This is a genomic window from Quyinboa sediminis (assembly GCF_042219855.1).
In the GTDB taxonomy this organism is placed as follows: Bacteria; Bacteroidota; Bacteroidia; order Bacteroidales; family UBA5342; genus JBHJHP01.
Window position 1 is genome coordinate 56,849 of the sequence record NZ_JBHJHP010000005.1, and the last position, 16,931, is coordinate 73,779.

The following is a 16,931-nucleotide window of genomic DNA, read 5'->3' on the forward strand; positions in this document are numbered from 1 at the left end:
TTAGTGATTGCTATGTAAATCATGATATTTTCAGAATTATTCCAAACCAGGAACAGGCACAGATCAATTTTGGTGGATTAAAGATATGGAATTGAGGGGAATAAAGCAAGGGTTTAGAGACAGGTATCAAGACACTGGTATCAAGACTTGTTTTTATTTTTGAAAAGTGAGGATTAATAGTGAAAATCCTTTGATTCCTATCTTACGGTCGGTGATGAGGGTATGGTAAAAAAAATAAATCCCCCGTCCTGACGATACCGTCAGGACACCCCCTTTTGAAAAAGGGGGACGTCGTGACCGGCAAATGCCATGCGATCTGTGTTTCTTTGGATAAGGAGGACGTTGGGACATTCGGGTTCGCTGTGGGCCGTCCTCCTTTGCTAACAAAGGAGGTGGCTTTGTCGAAGACGAAGCCGGAGGATTTTGCACAACAGAATCTCAAACTTTTGCTGATAATACCTGTCATTAATCTTTCGTATTATTCCATTTATTTCTGGCCTTCAGTGTTTTTATTTTGTCAGTGGTTTAGTGGTGGACTGTAAGAGAAATCCTCCGATCCCGATCCCGATGTACATCGGGAGGACCACCTCATTTTGACTTCGATAAGCTGCGCTACTCAGTAACCAAAAGGAGGACGATGGGACGGATGATTCTAAACACAAGTTACCGAAACACGATTAATTGCGTCTCTACCAGAATAAAGGTTTGTTTCCCAAAAAATGTACCTTTATTTTGATCAAAATGTACCTTTATTTTAGTCAAAATATACCTTTATTTTTTCTTAAAGAAAGGTATGTTTTTCTGACAGGTTGTTTTTGTATCATTGAAAATTCATTTTAAAAGCTAATTTATGGTTGCCACTTGTTGGATAAAACCATAAATTTACAATCCTATTCCACTCTTACTTATTTTATCCCACAAGTTACAGCCCTCAGTTCAGCCCTCATGCCATTTGAGAATTCATACAGTGCTATCAGGTAAATGTTTAGCATGACGATGTACAAATTCTCAATAGATTAAGATTAAAAACATAACACCATGAATACTTTAACGGACAAATGGACATCCTGGTCACCTTTTATACTGGGATTATTACGCATTATTGCTGCGATTATGTTTATGATGGCAGGAGCGATGAAACTTTTTGCTTTTCCGGCGGGTATGCCTCCAAATGGAGAAACTGTAGAATTATTATCGCAAATGGGAATAGGTGGAATTCTTGAATTCTTTGGTGGTTTACTTTTGCTGCTGGGGCTGTATACAAGACCTGTCGCCTTTATTCTTGCTGGGGAAATGGCTGTGGCCTATTTCCAGTTTCATGCACCTCAGGGCTTCTGGCCGGTTATGAACAATGGACAGACGGCCATTTTGTACTGTTTTATCTGGCTGTATATTTCTGCCGCCGGAGCTGGTTCTTTTAGCATTGATGCATTGAGAAAGAAAACAAGGAACACATAATCTACAACTTCAATATTGTTGATGTAGTCAGGGACCAGAGGTCATCGTATGACTTATTACTGATAATCAAAGAATAAATGATCATACAATATGAGAAAGGTAATTGCGGCAATTAATATGACGATTGACGGATTTTGCGACCATACGGCCGGACTGCCGGATGAAGAGATTCATCAACATTATACAGAATTATTGGATCAGGGAGACGTCATACTTTACGGCAGAACAACATATCAGCTTATGGAATTCTGGCGAACGTTTTTAGAAAATCCTTCAGAAGATGAATCGATGAACGAATTTGCCAGGGCTATTAACAAAATTCAAAAAATTGTTTTCTCCCATACGCTTAAAAATACAGACTGGGAAAGTGCAACCATAGCAAATCCTGGTTTAAAAGAAACGGTTTCAGAACTCAGGCAACAATCAGGAAAAAATATTTTAATTGGCAGTCGCAGTTTAATTATACAACTATTGAAATTTAACCTGATTGATGAATACCAACTTTGCATTCATCCTGTTGTTGAAGGAAAAGGTTTGCCGTTATTTGAGAATATACAGGACAGGAAAATTTTAAAACTGGTGAAAACCAAAACATTTAAAGGTGGTGCCGTAGCGCTTTACTATGAGCCAAAACAATAATAGGAACATGGAAGTGCCTGCAATGACCACTTCAAGACCAAACAGACATGCATAAACCAGATAACGTAAAACGTTACAAAAAATGAAAAGTAACCCCGGCATTGTGTCACCGCTAAGGCGACAGGCGGTAATGCCGGGTTACTGAAGACTGCGTGGAAAAGGGTTTCAACCCTTTATGTAGTCTTTTAACCGGACAACAGTGAAAATAGGTTGTTGTAAATGGTAACTGTGATTTGCATTGATATTCAGAACAATACAAAATATAAATATGGAATTTATGCAAAGTATTTCCAAATTTCAAATCAAGTCCGTTTACTTTTATAATTACCATAATTAACTAATATCATGTTTGTTACAAAACAAAATGAAAATTTTAATAGGACACTAATGGGTTGTTTTATTAAACAATATGAAAAGAAACTGACTGAGATCTAAATCTGCGGGTAAACGGGGTATAACTGACTTTAATGTTCAAATAAAATCCGCCTAAAATTAGGAAGATAAATAATATTTGTCAAGCCATTCCTTTCTAAACAAGCATCTTAACTGTTAATACATGTCTAAACAATGTTTATTTATGTTAAAACCCTGCGCAATTATTTGTTTAATTCTATAGCGCAATGTTTGCACAAAATACATTTTCATACTATTTTTACAAGAAGTGAACTAATTAACGCTTAATTCCACCGGGTATGAACCAAAATATATCGCTGATTTACGATCAGCAGGCTAAGGTATTCATCAATAAAATTGTTGGGAAAGTTGATTTAAACCGAATACTTGATACCTGGCAGAATGCCCTTGAATCACTGGACATACCTGATAATTTTAAAGGCTTTATTATTGACTGTGAATCCGGTCATTTTGATTTCTCTCTGAAACATTTCGAAAAACTGGTCCTGATTTACCGCATGCATGTTTCTAAATTAAGAAACAAAAAAGTGGCCATCATAGCCAATGATCCACACGATGTAGTATTTTCCACCCTCCTTGAATTTGCCAATAAATACAATACCAAAACATTTTCGACCCAGGAAGCAGCACTCTACTGGATGGATGTATAACAGGCCTTAATGTGGTGCTTTGATAAGAATCGCCGGAACTTTCAGGTTTGCTGTGAGTCGTCCTCCTTTGCTGACAAAGGAGGTGGCTTTGTCGAAGACGAAGCCGGAGGATTTTATGGTCAGGCTGTTTCTCCTTCCAGTTTTTCAACCATATTCTGTATATCCAAAGCCACATAATTAAGATTGTAGATTACTTCATTTTCTGAAAATCTTAAAACAGTATAACCTGAATCAGTCAACCACTTCTCTCGCTTATAATCTTCCGGGCCATTTGTTTTATGTGAACTGCCATCCAACTCAATTATCAGATTTAACTTCCGGCAAATAAAATCAACAACATAGTTGCCAACTCTGTACTGACGGTTAAACTGATAACCGTTTAATTGTTTTGCTTTTAATACATCCCGCCATAGAATAGCTTCACCCATGGTACCATGTTTTCGGTTTTCACGGGCATAATTTTTATTGTACTGATTGTAATTTAGTTTCATATGCTTAATAGGATTTATTCAAAGGTATAAATCCCCCACCAATTGTCAAGCCAATTGGTACCCCCTTTTGAAAAAGGGGGACGTCGTGACCGGCAAATGCCATGCGATCTGTGTTTCTTTGGAAAAAGGAGGACGTTGGGACATTCAGGTTCGCTGTGGGCCGTCCTCCTTTGGCCAAAGGAGGTGGGTTTGTCAACGACGAAGCCGGAGGATTTTATGGTCAGGCTGTTTCTCCTTCCAGTTTTTCAACCATATTCTGTATATCCAAAGCCACATAATTAAGATTGTAGATTACTTCATTTTCTGAAAATCTTAAAACAGTATAACCTGAATCAGTCAACCACTTCTCTCGCTTATAATCTTCCGGGCCATTTGTTTTATGTGAACTGCCATCCAACTCAATTATCAGATTTAACTTCCGGCAAATAAAATCAACAACATAGTTGCCAACTCTGTACTGACGGTTAAACTGATAACCGTTTAATTGTTTTGCTTTTAATACATCCCGCCATAGAATAGCTTCACCCATGGTACCATGTTTTCGGTTTTCACGGGCATAATTTTTATTGTACTGATTGTAATTTAGTTTCATATGCTTAATAGGATTTATTCAAAGGTATAAATCCCCCACCAATTGTCAAGCCAATTGGTACCCCCTTTTGAAAAAGGGGGACGTCGTGACCGGCAGATGCCATGCGATCTGTGTTTCTTTGGAAAAAGGAGGACGTTGGGAGGATCAGGTTCGTTTAACCTTTTACCAGGTATCCTGTTACAGGTAACCATACAAAACTTCTTTTGCATAGGCTGATGGTTTATGTCTTATTTCTTTCAGGAGCTTCTTTACAAAACCGCCCAAATCGTATTGATCAATATCTTTCAGATCCACCCATTCGTACTCTTCTGCTTCATCATTCAGCACAACATGCGTAGAATCTGTCCTGCAGGTGTAGTCAATAAAAATAAAGTGCTTTCGTTCATGAAACGACCGGTCATATACCGTTTCGGTAAGGCTTACCAACTCAATATCATATATTTCAAGTCCGGTCTCCTCCAGCACTTCGCGCTTCAGGGCTTCTTCCATGGTCTCTCCCAGCTCAATATGTCCGCCGGGAATGATATACTGATCATTCCACTTGTGTGATTTACACAGCAGTACTTTACCATCGGGATTAAATATGACTGCACCTACAGTCGGTTCCGGATATTCCATTATTCGGTTTTTTATTCGACATCTTAATACTGCAAATAAACAAATTTCCTGAGATTTACAGATGAATGGATATAATCCGGAGGTTCAGACTACCCGGCTCATTTTTCCGAAAAGCCAGAGCAGACAGACATAACAACCACGCCTTTATTCGTTTATCAGGGTTATGCCCGATAAGTCAGCTTTCCCGCTTTTAAGAAATTCAAAGGTCATGCGGTCTGCCCGGCAATCTTTAAACTGAATTCCCTTTAACTTTCTGCCTTTAAAAAAGCTATTAATAAGTACGGCATTCTGAAAACTCACCTTCTTAAAAGAGCAGTTATCAAAAACACAGTCTTCCAGCGTCCCTTCAAAGGTAATATCAGCCAGTTGGCTTGCAATAAACGATGTACGCTTCAACACCGTACTGATTAATGTGTTCTTTGCGAAATCACATCCACTTAGTGTTGCGCCTGTAAAATCAGCTCCGGAGAAGTCGCAACGGCCAATATGATCACCAGAGAACTCTGTTTGTTTCAGGGAGCTGTTTACGAATTTATTATCCACCATGTGAGATCCCTTTATCCGGCTACCGTGTATTTCGGAACCGGAGAAGTCGCAGAGTACCACGTGATTTCCCTTAAGTAAAATACCTGACAAATCAGATCCCACAAATAAACAGTTCTTCATGTTGGAAGAGCTGAACTTATCGTGCAGGTTCTTTAGACCGGAAAAGTCTGCATCCACCCAGTTGCCCCGTGACATATCCCAACTGATTTTATCTGTCTGATCCCTAAACACTTTATCTCCTGACAGTGTACCGGCAGGTATTTCCGTCGCAGCCTCAAGGCTTTCGGATCTGTCATTTTCCGAAAAATAATTGAGCTCCAGATTCAGGATCTCAGCCAAACGATTTATGGTTATAATATCCGGCATGGACTCTCCCCGCTCCCATTTTCCCACCGCCTGTGAACTGATGAACAGCTGCTGTGCCAGCTGAGCCTGTGACATATTCTTCTTCTTACGTGCTTTGGCAATTTTGTTGCCTATGTGTTTTGCATTTAACATCATGGTTGTATTTAATTATTCGACACAGCAAAGTTATGATGCGGGGTTTTCGGAATCAAATAAAATCCGTTACCATTAGTTGTATTTCTGCTACTTTCAGTTGTTTTCAGGCAACATCACGTTGCATTCACCCTATCACAAAAATATGCATTAAATCAAAACACTTTTCAATATCCGGAAAAGCAAGGTTGGTATCAATGTAAAAATGGTTTTAAGCGGATCCGTTTTTAACCTGCATATTGCATATTAATGCAACATAGGTTCCTTATGGTACATAACAGAACGTTAATGGTTCCGAATAAAATCACAGGGGTCAAATTCAGGTTTATTGCCGGTAGATATTCATAAGCAGAGGCTGTCCTTCAAAATCGAAAAACAGCCTCTGTACCATTATGGACCTTAATGTTCCAGTTGCTTATTAATTACCTTGCTCCACTTCTCGATGGATTGAATTTCACCATTAAGTTGTGGGTTCTTATCCGAGTTGTAAAACTCCAGCGTGATAAATGGCTCATTCCTGTCAAGTGGAATTAGCTGCAAATCCAAACGGCCGACAGCACTGGACTCTCCTTCCTTTTTCACTACTGACCTTCGCGTAGTTACAACCTTACAATTCTTTATTTCCTTAAGATTTATATGTTTAACTTCTGTGATGCCATTCGATTCACTTGTATAGTAAAAGAAATGACCGGCTATATCGATTCCCACTGAAAAATCACCATATAATTCATAATCTGTTATTGCGCTATGCTGTTCCTTCGCGAAATCCCGCATCGCCTGTAACATTTTATGTTCCTTTTTACGCCTGGTTCGGTTTAAAATTACAACTGGGATAACCCATATTCCAACCAGTACTACACTTATAATGATTACGCCTGTATTCATAATTATATGTCTAAAATTAAGTATTGGCCATCCGAAAAGATTGATCTGAAAGTGCATTTAAATTTATACAGATAGCTTTTGAGACAACCGGTAAAAACACAAGGCTGAAAGCCTTTTATAAAATGAATACGGATGTTACCAGAAATACTGGAAGGGAAATAACATATCAGCTTTCCTGAAGAGAACCAAAAAGTTTTCAGCGATCTTTGTATATTGAAAATAAGTTGTTCCAATTAAGAAGCCGTTAACTTTTATTATCCCGTCAGGAGAATTAAATGCATGCTTAAAATCGATAAGCTGACAACAGGCTGATTCTGAAACTGAAATTTCAGGTTCTGTAACTCCGATACAAGGTGGAGAAGCAACGAGACTGCAATACCGGATGTGGTTTTGATTGTTTGAGCTACTCTGAAACGGTAACAGATTTCCGGATCCGGGTAAAAGGCCAGAACCTGACAAATAAAATACAGCGAGGATTACCACACTGATCTGTCTTAATCTTTCCCGTCTAAACTCCATTCCCTGTCAGTGATTTACAGTGCAATATTAGTAAATATTACCATTCGTTATATCCATAGAATAGAATTCTTTTTAAGCGTATATTCAGTTCAGACGATGGCGTTATCTTTCAGAAGGAAACAGCACATTCGTGGAAGCAATTTCGTAATTTCAGAATCAGCAATCATTCCTGCATTCACTTTGTAAACGACTGTTTTCTATCTGAAATGTCGTATGTCCGATTCCAAATTCATGGGAAAGATCGTGTTGTAATTCGGAGATAAAATTATCTTCATATCCTTCAGGCATGATCAGGTGAACTGTCAGTGCAATTTGTGTGGTGCTCATGGCCCAAATGTGCAGATCGTGTACGTCACTTACACCGTCTTTATTCAATAAGAAGTCCCTTACCTTTTCCAGGTGAATATGTTTGGGTACCGCATCCAGTGCCAGATCGATGGAATCTGTAAAGAGTTTCCATGTTCCCCACAAAATAACCACGATAATAACACAACTGGTGACCGGGTCAATCCACAACTTACCTGTAAGGTTAATCAGCAGACCGGCAATCACGACTCCCATCGACACACCGGCATCTGCTGCCATGTGCAAAAATGCACCTTTGATGTTCAGATCGTCCTTCTGGCCTTTCATAAACAACAGAGCTGTTATGGTGTTAATTACGACGCCGACTCCAGCCACAATCATCACCTCCGTTCCACCCACCGGTTCCGGATTGCTGAATTTGCGGATGGCATCCCAGGCAATCAGGCCAACTGCAACAAACAACAACAGTGCATTTAATATGGATACGAGGATGGTTGTCTTGCGTAAGCCATAGGTATATTTTCCCTTGGGTTTCATGGTTGCCAGACGTGCAGCCGCCCAGGCAAAAATCAGGCTCAGCACATCGCTGGTATTATGCCCCGCATCTGCAAGTAGTGCCGATGAATTGGCGATTAAACCATAGATGACTTCGAGTACCACAAAGGCAATATTCAGGCCTATACCAATTGCAAATGCTTTGCCGTAACTCTTTTCTGATGCTTGTGTATGTGAATGTGTATGTTGATGTGCCATAAATTTATCCTTATCTGTCATGCCCGGCCAACCTTCTGCAACATAAACAACTTAAGGTTATCAACTGTTTTCATATTTCTTTTTAAATAAGGGAAACCTCACTTTTTCAGGATTAAAACCCAGTCTGACCGTTGATCTGGTGCCAGAAATTCCATTGGCGGTTCGTTTTCTTTTACCGTAACAGCTGCGAGGTTCAGTTTCTCCCCTGTTTCTGCATTCAGCCACAGGTTATCTGCATACACTCCCGGTTCAAGATGAAGTGCAAATATTACGCCTTCCGGATCAAAGACAAGATATTGATTTCCCGGTTCTGCCAAAGCATAAACCCTTAGGGCAGGATGTCGTGATAAGAGCTCATCGTGGGGCTCCATTCGGTAAAATATTACGTCCTCCGACATGGTCCGGGCAAGGATTGAGATCATTTGTTCTGAATGGTGATAGGAATTATCATCACTGAATGGCAGGCCTTCGGGCCCATGGGCTACCAGTTCATATTCCCCGGCATGTCCGTTCCATGTGAAGGATGCCCCGGCGGTTACACAGGCCCAGGCAGACCTTCTTAAATCATCCTGTGTGGCAGCGGTTCGTTCCTGCCAGAAACGTCGCCATAATGCATTCCCTTCTGTCATGTAGACCGGCTTTCCCTTATACCCAAGCAAACAAGCCATGTGGTGAGTCCAGGGTTCCTTCCACAGATTTCGTTCCATATCCTTCTCCGGTGCAGCAATCTCATGATTTTCCACCGCTGCAAAGGTATATTCGGGCAGGTCGTAGTGGTTCTCACGCGGAAACTCATCTTCATATGTTATCATATGATGAAAGACATCAAATTCCCTGATAAGGCGTGCAAATCCCAGCTCTTCCCCTTCCCTGTCACCTGGGACTTCCCACACATAGTTCCAGCCGGCAATATTGGCAAACGGAGCCAGACGCGCCACCATATATTTAGCTAAAAACCGTTTCTCATCGGGTGAAAGGTTTTTCCAGGCCGGTCCGTCATTTTTACTGCCGTCCACACCCAGAAACATATGCACACCTATATCGTTCCGGTTAAACCAATCCAGATGTTGCTCCATCAGGTGCCAGACCTTAAGGTTCATTGAGGTATAAAGTTCACCTTCGCGGTACAGTGTCAGATCATGGATCTCCGGTTCCGGTCCATCGTGATAGTACTGTCCAAAGCAACACAAGGACAACAACCAGTTCACCTGCACATGATTATATCCGTTATCCTTCAGCCGTTGATAGACGTTTTCTGTGATCCAGTCAAAATTCTGCCCTATCGATCCATGGCCGGTTTCATAATACGATTTGAGCCAGACCGGATCGGTTCCGTTATAGGCTAACCAATGGGGATTATCTTTATACGCCTGTAATATGCCCTTCCCGGCCTTATCTGCGATGCATTCAAACTGCCCCGTTCCACCTTTTGTACTGTCGGACCAGCTGTATTCATAGTTCCATATACCTGTTTCACCGGGCATGAACCGGATCTTCCAGACCATTCCGTTCTGAAAGGTTCCGTCTCCCTTACCATCTCCGTCATAGTATCCCCAAAATGCCGTTTTAATTCCGGAAGGTGAAGTAAAGACTACATCGAGTTCCACGTCGGTGAACTTATTATCATATTTTGTCCTGTTTTTTACCGTTGTTTCGAACATACGGTACTGGCTGACTTTTTCAGAAGCAAAAACTGAAAGCGTGAAAATAACTGACAGGAGTGCAGAAAGAATCCGTTTCATATATTTTATTGAATTTACCTGGGAAAGGCCCCGTTATTGATGTCAATACAGTGGCCGTTTACATATTCCGGACTTTCGGTTCCCAGCCAGAAAATAACCTTTGCCACTTCTTCAGGCTGAGCAAAACGGCCTGAATATACATTGCCCAGAAATGCCTTCTGACGGCTTTCAGGAATACAGTTTTTCATCTCTGTCTCAACAATGGCCGGTGCGACGGAATTAATCAGGATGCCATATTTCCCAAGCTCTTTTGCATAACTTTTTGTTGCATTAATAAGGCCGGCTTTGGAAATGCCGTACCATATATCAGGATGACCAATGTGCCCGGCAATGGAAGCTACATTAACAATACGTCCTCCACCATTGACTTTCATCCCCTCCGCCACACAGTTCATTAACTCAACCGGCGCCTCCAGGTTCACCTTTAACAGATCGTTTTTCAGATTATCGGGATAGGTATCATACCCTACCGTATTCATCATACCGGCATTGTTAACCAAAATGTTAACCGGGGCCATTCCGGATATGAGTGTCCTGATCTTACCGGTTTGCCGTAAATCAAACACGATATGTTCACAATTGTCCTGAACCTTTACTCCTGAAAAGTCTCTTGCGACTATCGAAACCCTGTATCCGGCATGGAGAAACATACGTGTGGTTTCGAGTCCTATTCCCTTATTTCCACCTGTAATTAATACGTGTTGTCCGTACATAAACTAATTTTAATAAATAATAAGCACTAACCATTTTCAACAAACCTAAAGGTCTGCTGAAGCTTAAATTTAATCAAAATACTTATAACTGACTAACCTGACCTGAAGCCTGACTTGAAATACGGTGTGAAATTAATTAGCGGTTTATCCAAAGAATTGCCGCTTCTTCAGTTGAAAAGGGTTTTGATTCATATCCGTCATCCATTGTTTTGATGAGGGTAGGAAAAACCAGGTCGCGGGGATTACTGGTAATAACAGCAATTTTTCTACCCAGAAAATAGTCTATATTATCCTTGTAGAATTCCGGTATCTGGTGATATTCATTGAGCTGAAAATCCAAATGGGCTAAGCGGTAGTCCAGAACAAAACCTTTAACATCTTCGGGTATAAGATTTTTTTTAAACGCATTTTGCCAGGACTCAAATATGTCTTCGAGCGTAATGGAACCGGCATACCGTTTGAAAAATATCTTATTCTTCACATTATATTCAACTGAATATGTTGAATTTTCCTGCATAATAGAGCGCATTATTTGAGCTTATTCAAAGGCCCAAAAGTAATAATTTTATGCGATTCAAAACAGATATTCGAATCTAAATTCTGTTGTTATCAAATTTAAACTACTGTATACCTATATTTTAAAAAGATATTCTTTCAGTTTTTGCTGAATAAGCTTTTTATTTACAGGCTTTGTAATAATATCCCTGCATCCGGCACCGATCGCTTTTTGCCTGTCCGCATCAAAATTATAGGATGTTAATGCGATTACCTGCAGATCAGGATGTTTGGCACAGATTTTTTCTGTTGCCTCAAAACCATCCATCACCGGCATTTTAAGATCCATCAGTACCAGATCCAGATCCTCAACGGAATCTGCAATATCAACGGCCATTTTACCGTTTTCGGCCGTAAATACAGTAGCCGTGGTTTCTGAAATTAGACGGGAAGCCAGCTGCATGCTTGCGGGATCATCCTCCACCAGTAAAATTTTAAAGCCGCTTAAATCCAGTTCCGGTTTATTACCGTTTTTACCAGCACCGTTTACTGCGCTCTCAAGTTTAGCAGGAAAAGTAAATGTAAACACTGCACCTTCACCATAAATCGATTCCACTGTAATAGATCCCTTCATTGCATCTGCGATTTTACGGGATATGGCAAGACCAATACCTACCCCACCAAAATTACGACTATGCGTTTCATCTGCCTGTCTGAAAAAGTCAAAAATCATACTGATTTTATCCGCAGGTATACCAACGCCGGTATCCTTTACATAAAATGCCAGGCTATTTGTATCCGTTTGATAAAACCCAAATTCAATGAATCCTTCCTCTGTAAATTTAACGGCATTCTTAAACAGGTTGACAATGACCTGTTTAACCTTATTCTTATCGCAGTCGACATATGAACCCAATAATCCTGATTCGGGACTGAAATGCAGTTCAATATTCGATTCCTTTCCTGAAGCATTAAGAATTTCCTTTAACTGATCCTTGAGTTCAATATAAATATTCATTAATTTGTAGCTCTCTATCCGCAGGCGGAGCTCACTCTGTTCATATAGTGCCAGGTTAAAAATGTCTTCAATAATTTCCAGTAATCCGTTTCCGCTTGAGTTTATGGTCCGGGCAAATTCTACAATTTCCTCATCGTCCGAAATATCCTGAATCAGCTCACTGAAACCAATGACATGGTTCAATGGCGTCCGTAGTTCATGGCTCATGGTGGCAAGGAATGTTGATTTTAGTTTGTTGCTCTCTTCTGCTTTTTCCTTGGCAACAACCAGATCCTCCCACATTTTTTTCTTTTCTGTTACATCTTCACGTGTGAACACATAATGTGTCATTACACCATCCTCGTTGTAAACCGGTGATACGATGTTATTGAACCACATTTTTTTACCACTTTTGCTTACATCAAGAACCTCACCTCTCCAGCTCTTCCCAATATTCAGGGTATTATAAAGTTCAGCAAAAAAAGCTTCTCTCTGTTCTCCCTTCATACTCAAAAGGAATTCCGCTGTTTTTCCCCTGATCTCATCAGCTGTGTATCCCATTGATTCCGTAAATGCTGTATTGGCATATTCAACTTCTGCCCTGGTGTTGCTAATCATAATACCATTTGGACTCTGCTCAACAGCCGCACTCATCAAACGGATTTTTTCCTGGTATTCTTTTTTATCCGTTATATCCAGGGAGGAGCTGAGAAGCGCATAACCCTTTCCATTTTCATCCTTAAGTACGGTGTCGATAACAATAAATGTACGTATGCCTGTATGCAGGTTAAACGTTTGCTCCTGAACCCTGCTTTCACCTGTTCTTATAAATTCAGCCGTTTCTTTAATCAGTCGTTCGGCCTGTTCTTTCTCCAGGAATTCAGTTACATTTGCGCCTTCAATGTTTTTCCGCGTTCCGTTTGTTATCTCAACTGCTTTCGTATTGGCAAGTATCATATTACCTTTAATATCAATAACCGTAAGTGCTGTACCTGAATTCTCGAAAAGCACCTTATAGAAACGCTCGGAATCTGCCAACTGTTTTGCAGCCTCTTTCTTGTCTGTAATATCAATATTTGTGCCTATAAGTTTTGACAGTCTACCGTCTTTAAACTCGGGCACAATATCATTTTGCATCCAATGATATGAGCCATCTGCAACTTTTAACCTGTAGTCAAATGAAATCTGGGATTTTTCCTTTTCCAGATTTGCGAGGTTTTCCTCAAACAAATGCCTGTCTTCCTCATGTACTAACTTAATGAAATTGTCGAAAGATGGCTCGAAAAGCTCCCTGGTATATCCGGATAGTTCATAAAAGTTATCAGACCAGGTATTCCTGTTTTTTATAAAGTCGTGCTCCCAACTTCCCATTTTTGCAATCTGCTGGGCAAATTTCAGGTTTGCTTCGCTTTTAAGTAAAGCTTTTTCAGCTTTACGCCTTTCGGAGATATCATGAACAATAGCATACAAATACACTTTTGCACCAAAGTGAATCGGACTGGAAAACACTTCAACGTGTTTAATATTGTTATTCTTTAACTTATGCTGATAAAAGAACTGTATTTTGCTATTATTCTGAGAATATGATAATTCTTCCAGTGCTTTCTCTTTGGGCAACATATTCAAATCAAAAATATACTTGCCTGTAAGCTCAGCATAAGTCCATCCGTAAAACTCGCAGGCCGCATTATTGGCATCACTGATTGCACCGGTTTCCGGATCGATCAGTAACATTACGGATTTATTATCCCTGAAAATTGACTTATAACGTTCTTCGCTTTCCTTTAACTCCTGTTCCGATTTTTTCCTATCCTCAATATTTCTGATAATACCAATAATTTTTTCTGTCTCACCCTTTTCACTAAACATCATCCGCGAGGTAATCGCTACAGGTATTTCAGATCCATCCTTATTTTTAAGCAGGATTTCAAAATCAGAAATCCGGTCCGAGTCTTTAAACTTCTGGTACAATTTTTCACGTTGTGCCGGATCTGCGTACATATCCAGAATAGATTTTCCAATCAACTCCTCGCGTTTATACTGTCCACCTGAAAGATGTTCAATTGACGGACTGATTTCCAGAATTTTACCATCTGCCGATGCTTCATAATATGCATCCTGAATGTTTTCGAATATTGATCGGTATTTCTGTTCACTGATCTTCAGGTCTTTCTCAAAATTAACCAGATCAGTAACATCCTTATCAGAGCCTCTGTAACCAATGAATCTACCATATATATCATATACAGGTGAGCCGTTTGTAGTGACCCAGATTACAGATCCGTCTTTTTTGACAATAGCATTATGCAGATCATGAAATTTTTCATGTTTCTCAAAAACGGTAAGAGCAGCATTCTTAAATGCTTCTTTCCCTTCTTCTGGATGAATGTCGTAAAAATGCTTTTTACCGACCAGTTCCTCAGGTTTATAGCCCCATGCATTCAAAGAAAGTGGACTGACAAAGGTATATAAACCAACTTCATCAACCTCCCAGATCACTGTCTGACTTTGTTCAGCAATTTGTTTAAACCGTTTCTCACTGTGTTCAAGTTCCTCCTTACTTTGTTGTCTTTCGGTGATATCTGTAACAAAACCTTCGATGTAAATCAGCTTCTGATCTCTGTATACACCCGCTCCTCTTTCCCATACATATTTCACTTTTCCCTGACGAGAGAGAATTCTGTATTCAATTTCGAATGGTAAATTATTTTCAAGGGCTTTTTTTACAGACTCATTAACACGTGCTCTGTCTTCAGAATGTATTAACTGACCGTAAGATATCAGCCTGCTTTTCAATAATTCTTCCGGCATATAGCCGGTCAGGTCCTTACATCCGGCACTCAGAAACAACATTGTCCAGTTGTTGTCATTCAGACAACGGTAAACCAGACCGGGAAGGTTATTCATTAATGTAGACAGTTGTCGTTCTGACTCTTTAATGATTTTCTCAGACTTTTTGCGTCTGCTGATGTCCTGATGAATGCCTGAAATAACAAGCGGTTTCCCATCCTCTGAATAGGAAGATACCTTGCCGGTTGAATGTATCCATACCAGGCAACCTGTTTTGCATTTCATTCTGAATTCAACAGAATAATTATCGGATTCATGACGAATGTGTTCATTTAAGGCACTATTCACAATTTCCAAATCCTCATGAAAGATATGTTCATACCACACATTGATGGCATCATCCTTTATTTCTTCCAGGGAATATCCGATAAAGCCCGCTGATTTTTCATTTATAACCAATTTGTTCTCCTGTAAATGCAGTTCCCATGTGCCAACATCCGCACTCTTAACAACATCGCTCAACCTTCGTGACAAACCGGAAAGTTGGATGGTACTTTGTTTTAGATCCGTTATATCGTGTAAAAAGACAAAAATCTGCTTAAGATCAGATTCGTACTTACCTGATATCTCAAAATATTTATCTCTCCATTTAACGGCATTTGCTGATAAATTATTTCCCGAAAACAGATGCCTGAACATTTTGGTTAATTGCACTAAAAGCGTACCATCGGCAAATTTCCTGAAAACCTGGATCACATTTTTATCAACAACCTCTTTGGAACATATGCCTGTAATCTCCGAAAATATGCTGTTTACATAGATTATCCTTCCTCTCAAATCCACTGTAATAATCCCCTGATCAATGGAATCCACAATAGTCTGATACTTAATCTCACTGGCTTCAAGTCTGGAACGTGCCTGAACCTCATCATCAATATCATTCATGACAACCATCTGTGCCGCCTGCCCTTCATGATTGATTAAAGAAACGGCTACATCCACATTGATGAAACCTCCTCCCTTTTTCAGGGCTTTACTTCTGTATCGGTCAGGGATTGAAATTCCGGCCAGCCGTTTAAGGTACATTCCCCTTATACGGTTTCGTTCGGATGGATGCACAAATTCAAGAAAACGTTTACCCAGAATATCCTGATCCTCATAGCCCGAAATATCCAATGCTACCTGGTTGACATAAATAATCCGCTTATCCCGGACAATCATTAAACCCGATTGCATGTTATCAACAAGCGCCTTATAAATGTTCTCCTTTTCATGCAAACTGCGCATCTCATTTACCCTCTTCGAAATATCCTTGATAACAATTACCAGTCTGCTATCATTTTTATCTGACCCATTTGGTTTCGGTGTAGCTGAAAAGTTAACCCAGGTAATGCTTCCGTTTTTCTTATGTTGCAAACCAATAATGGCATCCTCAATTGCCAATCCTGTTCTTATTGCTTTTTTATGGGGGAAATCATTTTCGGTAACAGGAGTTAAATCTGGCTCAATAAAATTCCATCCTTCAAAAAAGAGATCTCCTTTAATGGCTTCCTGATCTTTTATGTTAAGAATTCTGTATGCTTTATCATTGAGAAGGATCAATTGCTCTTTGTAATTCAGGCATATAATACCGGCAGGTATAGCATCCAGCAATACACTGTCTTCAGTTTTATCTTCAGTAAAATTCATGCTTCACCCTTAATGTAACCCTAAGCAAAAGTAAGTTTTCGTAATGTTAATTCAAAATTAATCTAATATTAATTATATAAATAAAAATAATTTCAAATAAAAAAAGCCAGCATTAAGCTGACTTTTTTAAATATTT

At 39.8% G+C, this 16,931-nt stretch carries 15 protein-coding genes; 4 read left to right on the forward strand and 11 right to left on the reverse strand.

Translation table 11 applies throughout. From position 1 onward, the window contains the following. The first annotated feature begins 275 nt into the window (after positions 1 to 275). From ACE1EF_RS12875 to ACE1EF_RS12890, 4 genes are all read left to right on the forward strand, one after another. Positions 276 to 542: a hypothetical protein gene (locus ACE1EF_RS12875; protein ID WP_375721083.1), complete on the forward strand. Its 267-nt coding sequence runs from the start codon at positions 276 to 278 to the stop codon at positions 540 to 542. 496 nt (positions 543 to 1,038) lie between these two features. Further along, positions 1,039 to 1,458, forward strand: coding sequence for a DoxX family protein (locus ACE1EF_RS12880; RefSeq protein WP_375721084.1), 420 nt, complete (start codon positions 1,039 to 1,041; stop codon positions 1,456 to 1,458). Between the two features lie 90 nt (positions 1,459 to 1,548). Further along, positions 1,549 to 2,097, forward strand: coding sequence for a dihydrofolate reductase family protein (locus ACE1EF_RS12885; RefSeq protein WP_375721085.1), 549 nt, complete (start codon positions 1,549 to 1,551; stop codon positions 2,095 to 2,097). A 692-nt stretch (positions 2,098 to 2,789) separates the two neighbouring features. Next, positions 2,790 to 3,161, forward strand: coding sequence for a hypothetical protein (locus ACE1EF_RS12890; RefSeq protein WP_375721086.1), 372 nt, complete (start codon positions 2,790 to 2,792; stop codon positions 3,159 to 3,161). A gap of 119 nt (positions 3,162 to 3,280) precedes the next feature. Here the strand turns inward: ACE1EF_RS12890 and ACE1EF_RS12895 are convergent, their stop codons facing one another. The 11 genes from ACE1EF_RS12895 to ACE1EF_RS12945 all read right to left on the reverse strand — a co-directional run bounded on the left by ACE1EF_RS12895 (position 3,281) and on the right by ACE1EF_RS12945 (position 16,795). Then, the gene (locus tag ACE1EF_RS12895) at positions 3,281 to 3,652 is read right to left on the reverse strand and encodes an endonuclease domain-containing protein (protein WP_375721087.1); all 372 of its coding nucleotides are present in this window, start codon (positions 3,650 to 3,652) and stop codon (positions 3,281 to 3,283) included. A gap of 220 nt (positions 3,653 to 3,872) precedes the next feature. Next, complete coding sequence (locus tag ACE1EF_RS12900; protein ID WP_375721087.1) at positions 3,873 to 4,244, reverse strand: endonuclease domain-containing protein; 372 nt, start codon at positions 4,242 to 4,244, stop codon at positions 3,873 to 3,875. Between the two features lie 177 nt (positions 4,245 to 4,421). Next, positions 4,422 to 4,862 (reverse strand): NUDIX domain-containing protein, encoded by a 441-nt coding sequence (locus ACE1EF_RS12905; protein WP_375721088.1) that lies wholly within the window; start codon positions 4,860 to 4,862, stop codon positions 4,422 to 4,424. Positions 4,863 to 5,006: 144 nt separating this feature from the next. Then, the gene (locus tag ACE1EF_RS12910; RefSeq protein WP_375721089.1) at positions 5,007 to 5,909 is read right to left on the reverse strand and encodes a pentapeptide repeat-containing protein; all 903 of its coding nucleotides are present in this window, start codon (positions 5,907 to 5,909) and stop codon (positions 5,007 to 5,009) included. A gap of 396 nt (positions 5,910 to 6,305) precedes the next feature. After that, complete coding sequence (locus ACE1EF_RS12915; protein WP_375721090.1) at positions 6,306 to 6,791, reverse strand: hypothetical protein; 486 nt, start codon at positions 6,789 to 6,791, stop codon at positions 6,306 to 6,308. Positions 6,792 to 6,926: 135 nt separating this feature from the next. Next, entirely contained in the window at positions 6,927 to 7,310 is a 384-nt protein-coding gene (locus ACE1EF_RS12920; protein ID WP_375721091.1) for a hypothetical protein, read from the reverse strand. 156 nt (positions 7,311 to 7,466) lie between these two features. Then, complete coding sequence (locus tag ACE1EF_RS12925) at positions 7,467 to 8,369, reverse strand: cation diffusion facilitator family transporter (RefSeq protein WP_375721092.1); 903 nt, start codon at positions 8,367 to 8,369, stop codon at positions 7,467 to 7,469. A gap of 98 nt (positions 8,370 to 8,467) precedes the next feature. Further along, on the reverse strand, positions 8,468 to 10,111 hold the full coding sequence (locus tag ACE1EF_RS12930; protein WP_375721093.1) for a DUF5060 domain-containing protein: 1,644 nt from the start codon (positions 10,109 to 10,111) through the stop codon (positions 8,468 to 8,470). Positions 10,112 to 10,125: 14 nt separating this feature from the next. After that, positions 10,126 to 10,824 (reverse strand): SDR family NAD(P)-dependent oxidoreductase, encoded by a 699-nt coding sequence (locus ACE1EF_RS12935; protein WP_375721094.1) that lies wholly within the window; start codon positions 10,822 to 10,824, stop codon positions 10,126 to 10,128. A gap of 136 nt (positions 10,825 to 10,960) precedes the next feature. Then, complete coding sequence (locus tag ACE1EF_RS12940) at positions 10,961 to 11,353, reverse strand: hypothetical protein (protein WP_375721095.1); 393 nt, start codon at positions 11,351 to 11,353, stop codon at positions 10,961 to 10,963. Between the two features lie 102 nt (positions 11,354 to 11,455). Next, the gene (locus tag ACE1EF_RS12945; protein ID WP_375721096.1) at positions 11,456 to 16,795 is read right to left on the reverse strand and encodes a PAS domain S-box protein; all 5,340 of its coding nucleotides are present in this window, start codon (positions 16,793 to 16,795) and stop codon (positions 11,456 to 11,458) included. Between the last annotated feature and the right edge of the window lie 136 nt (positions 16,796 to 16,931).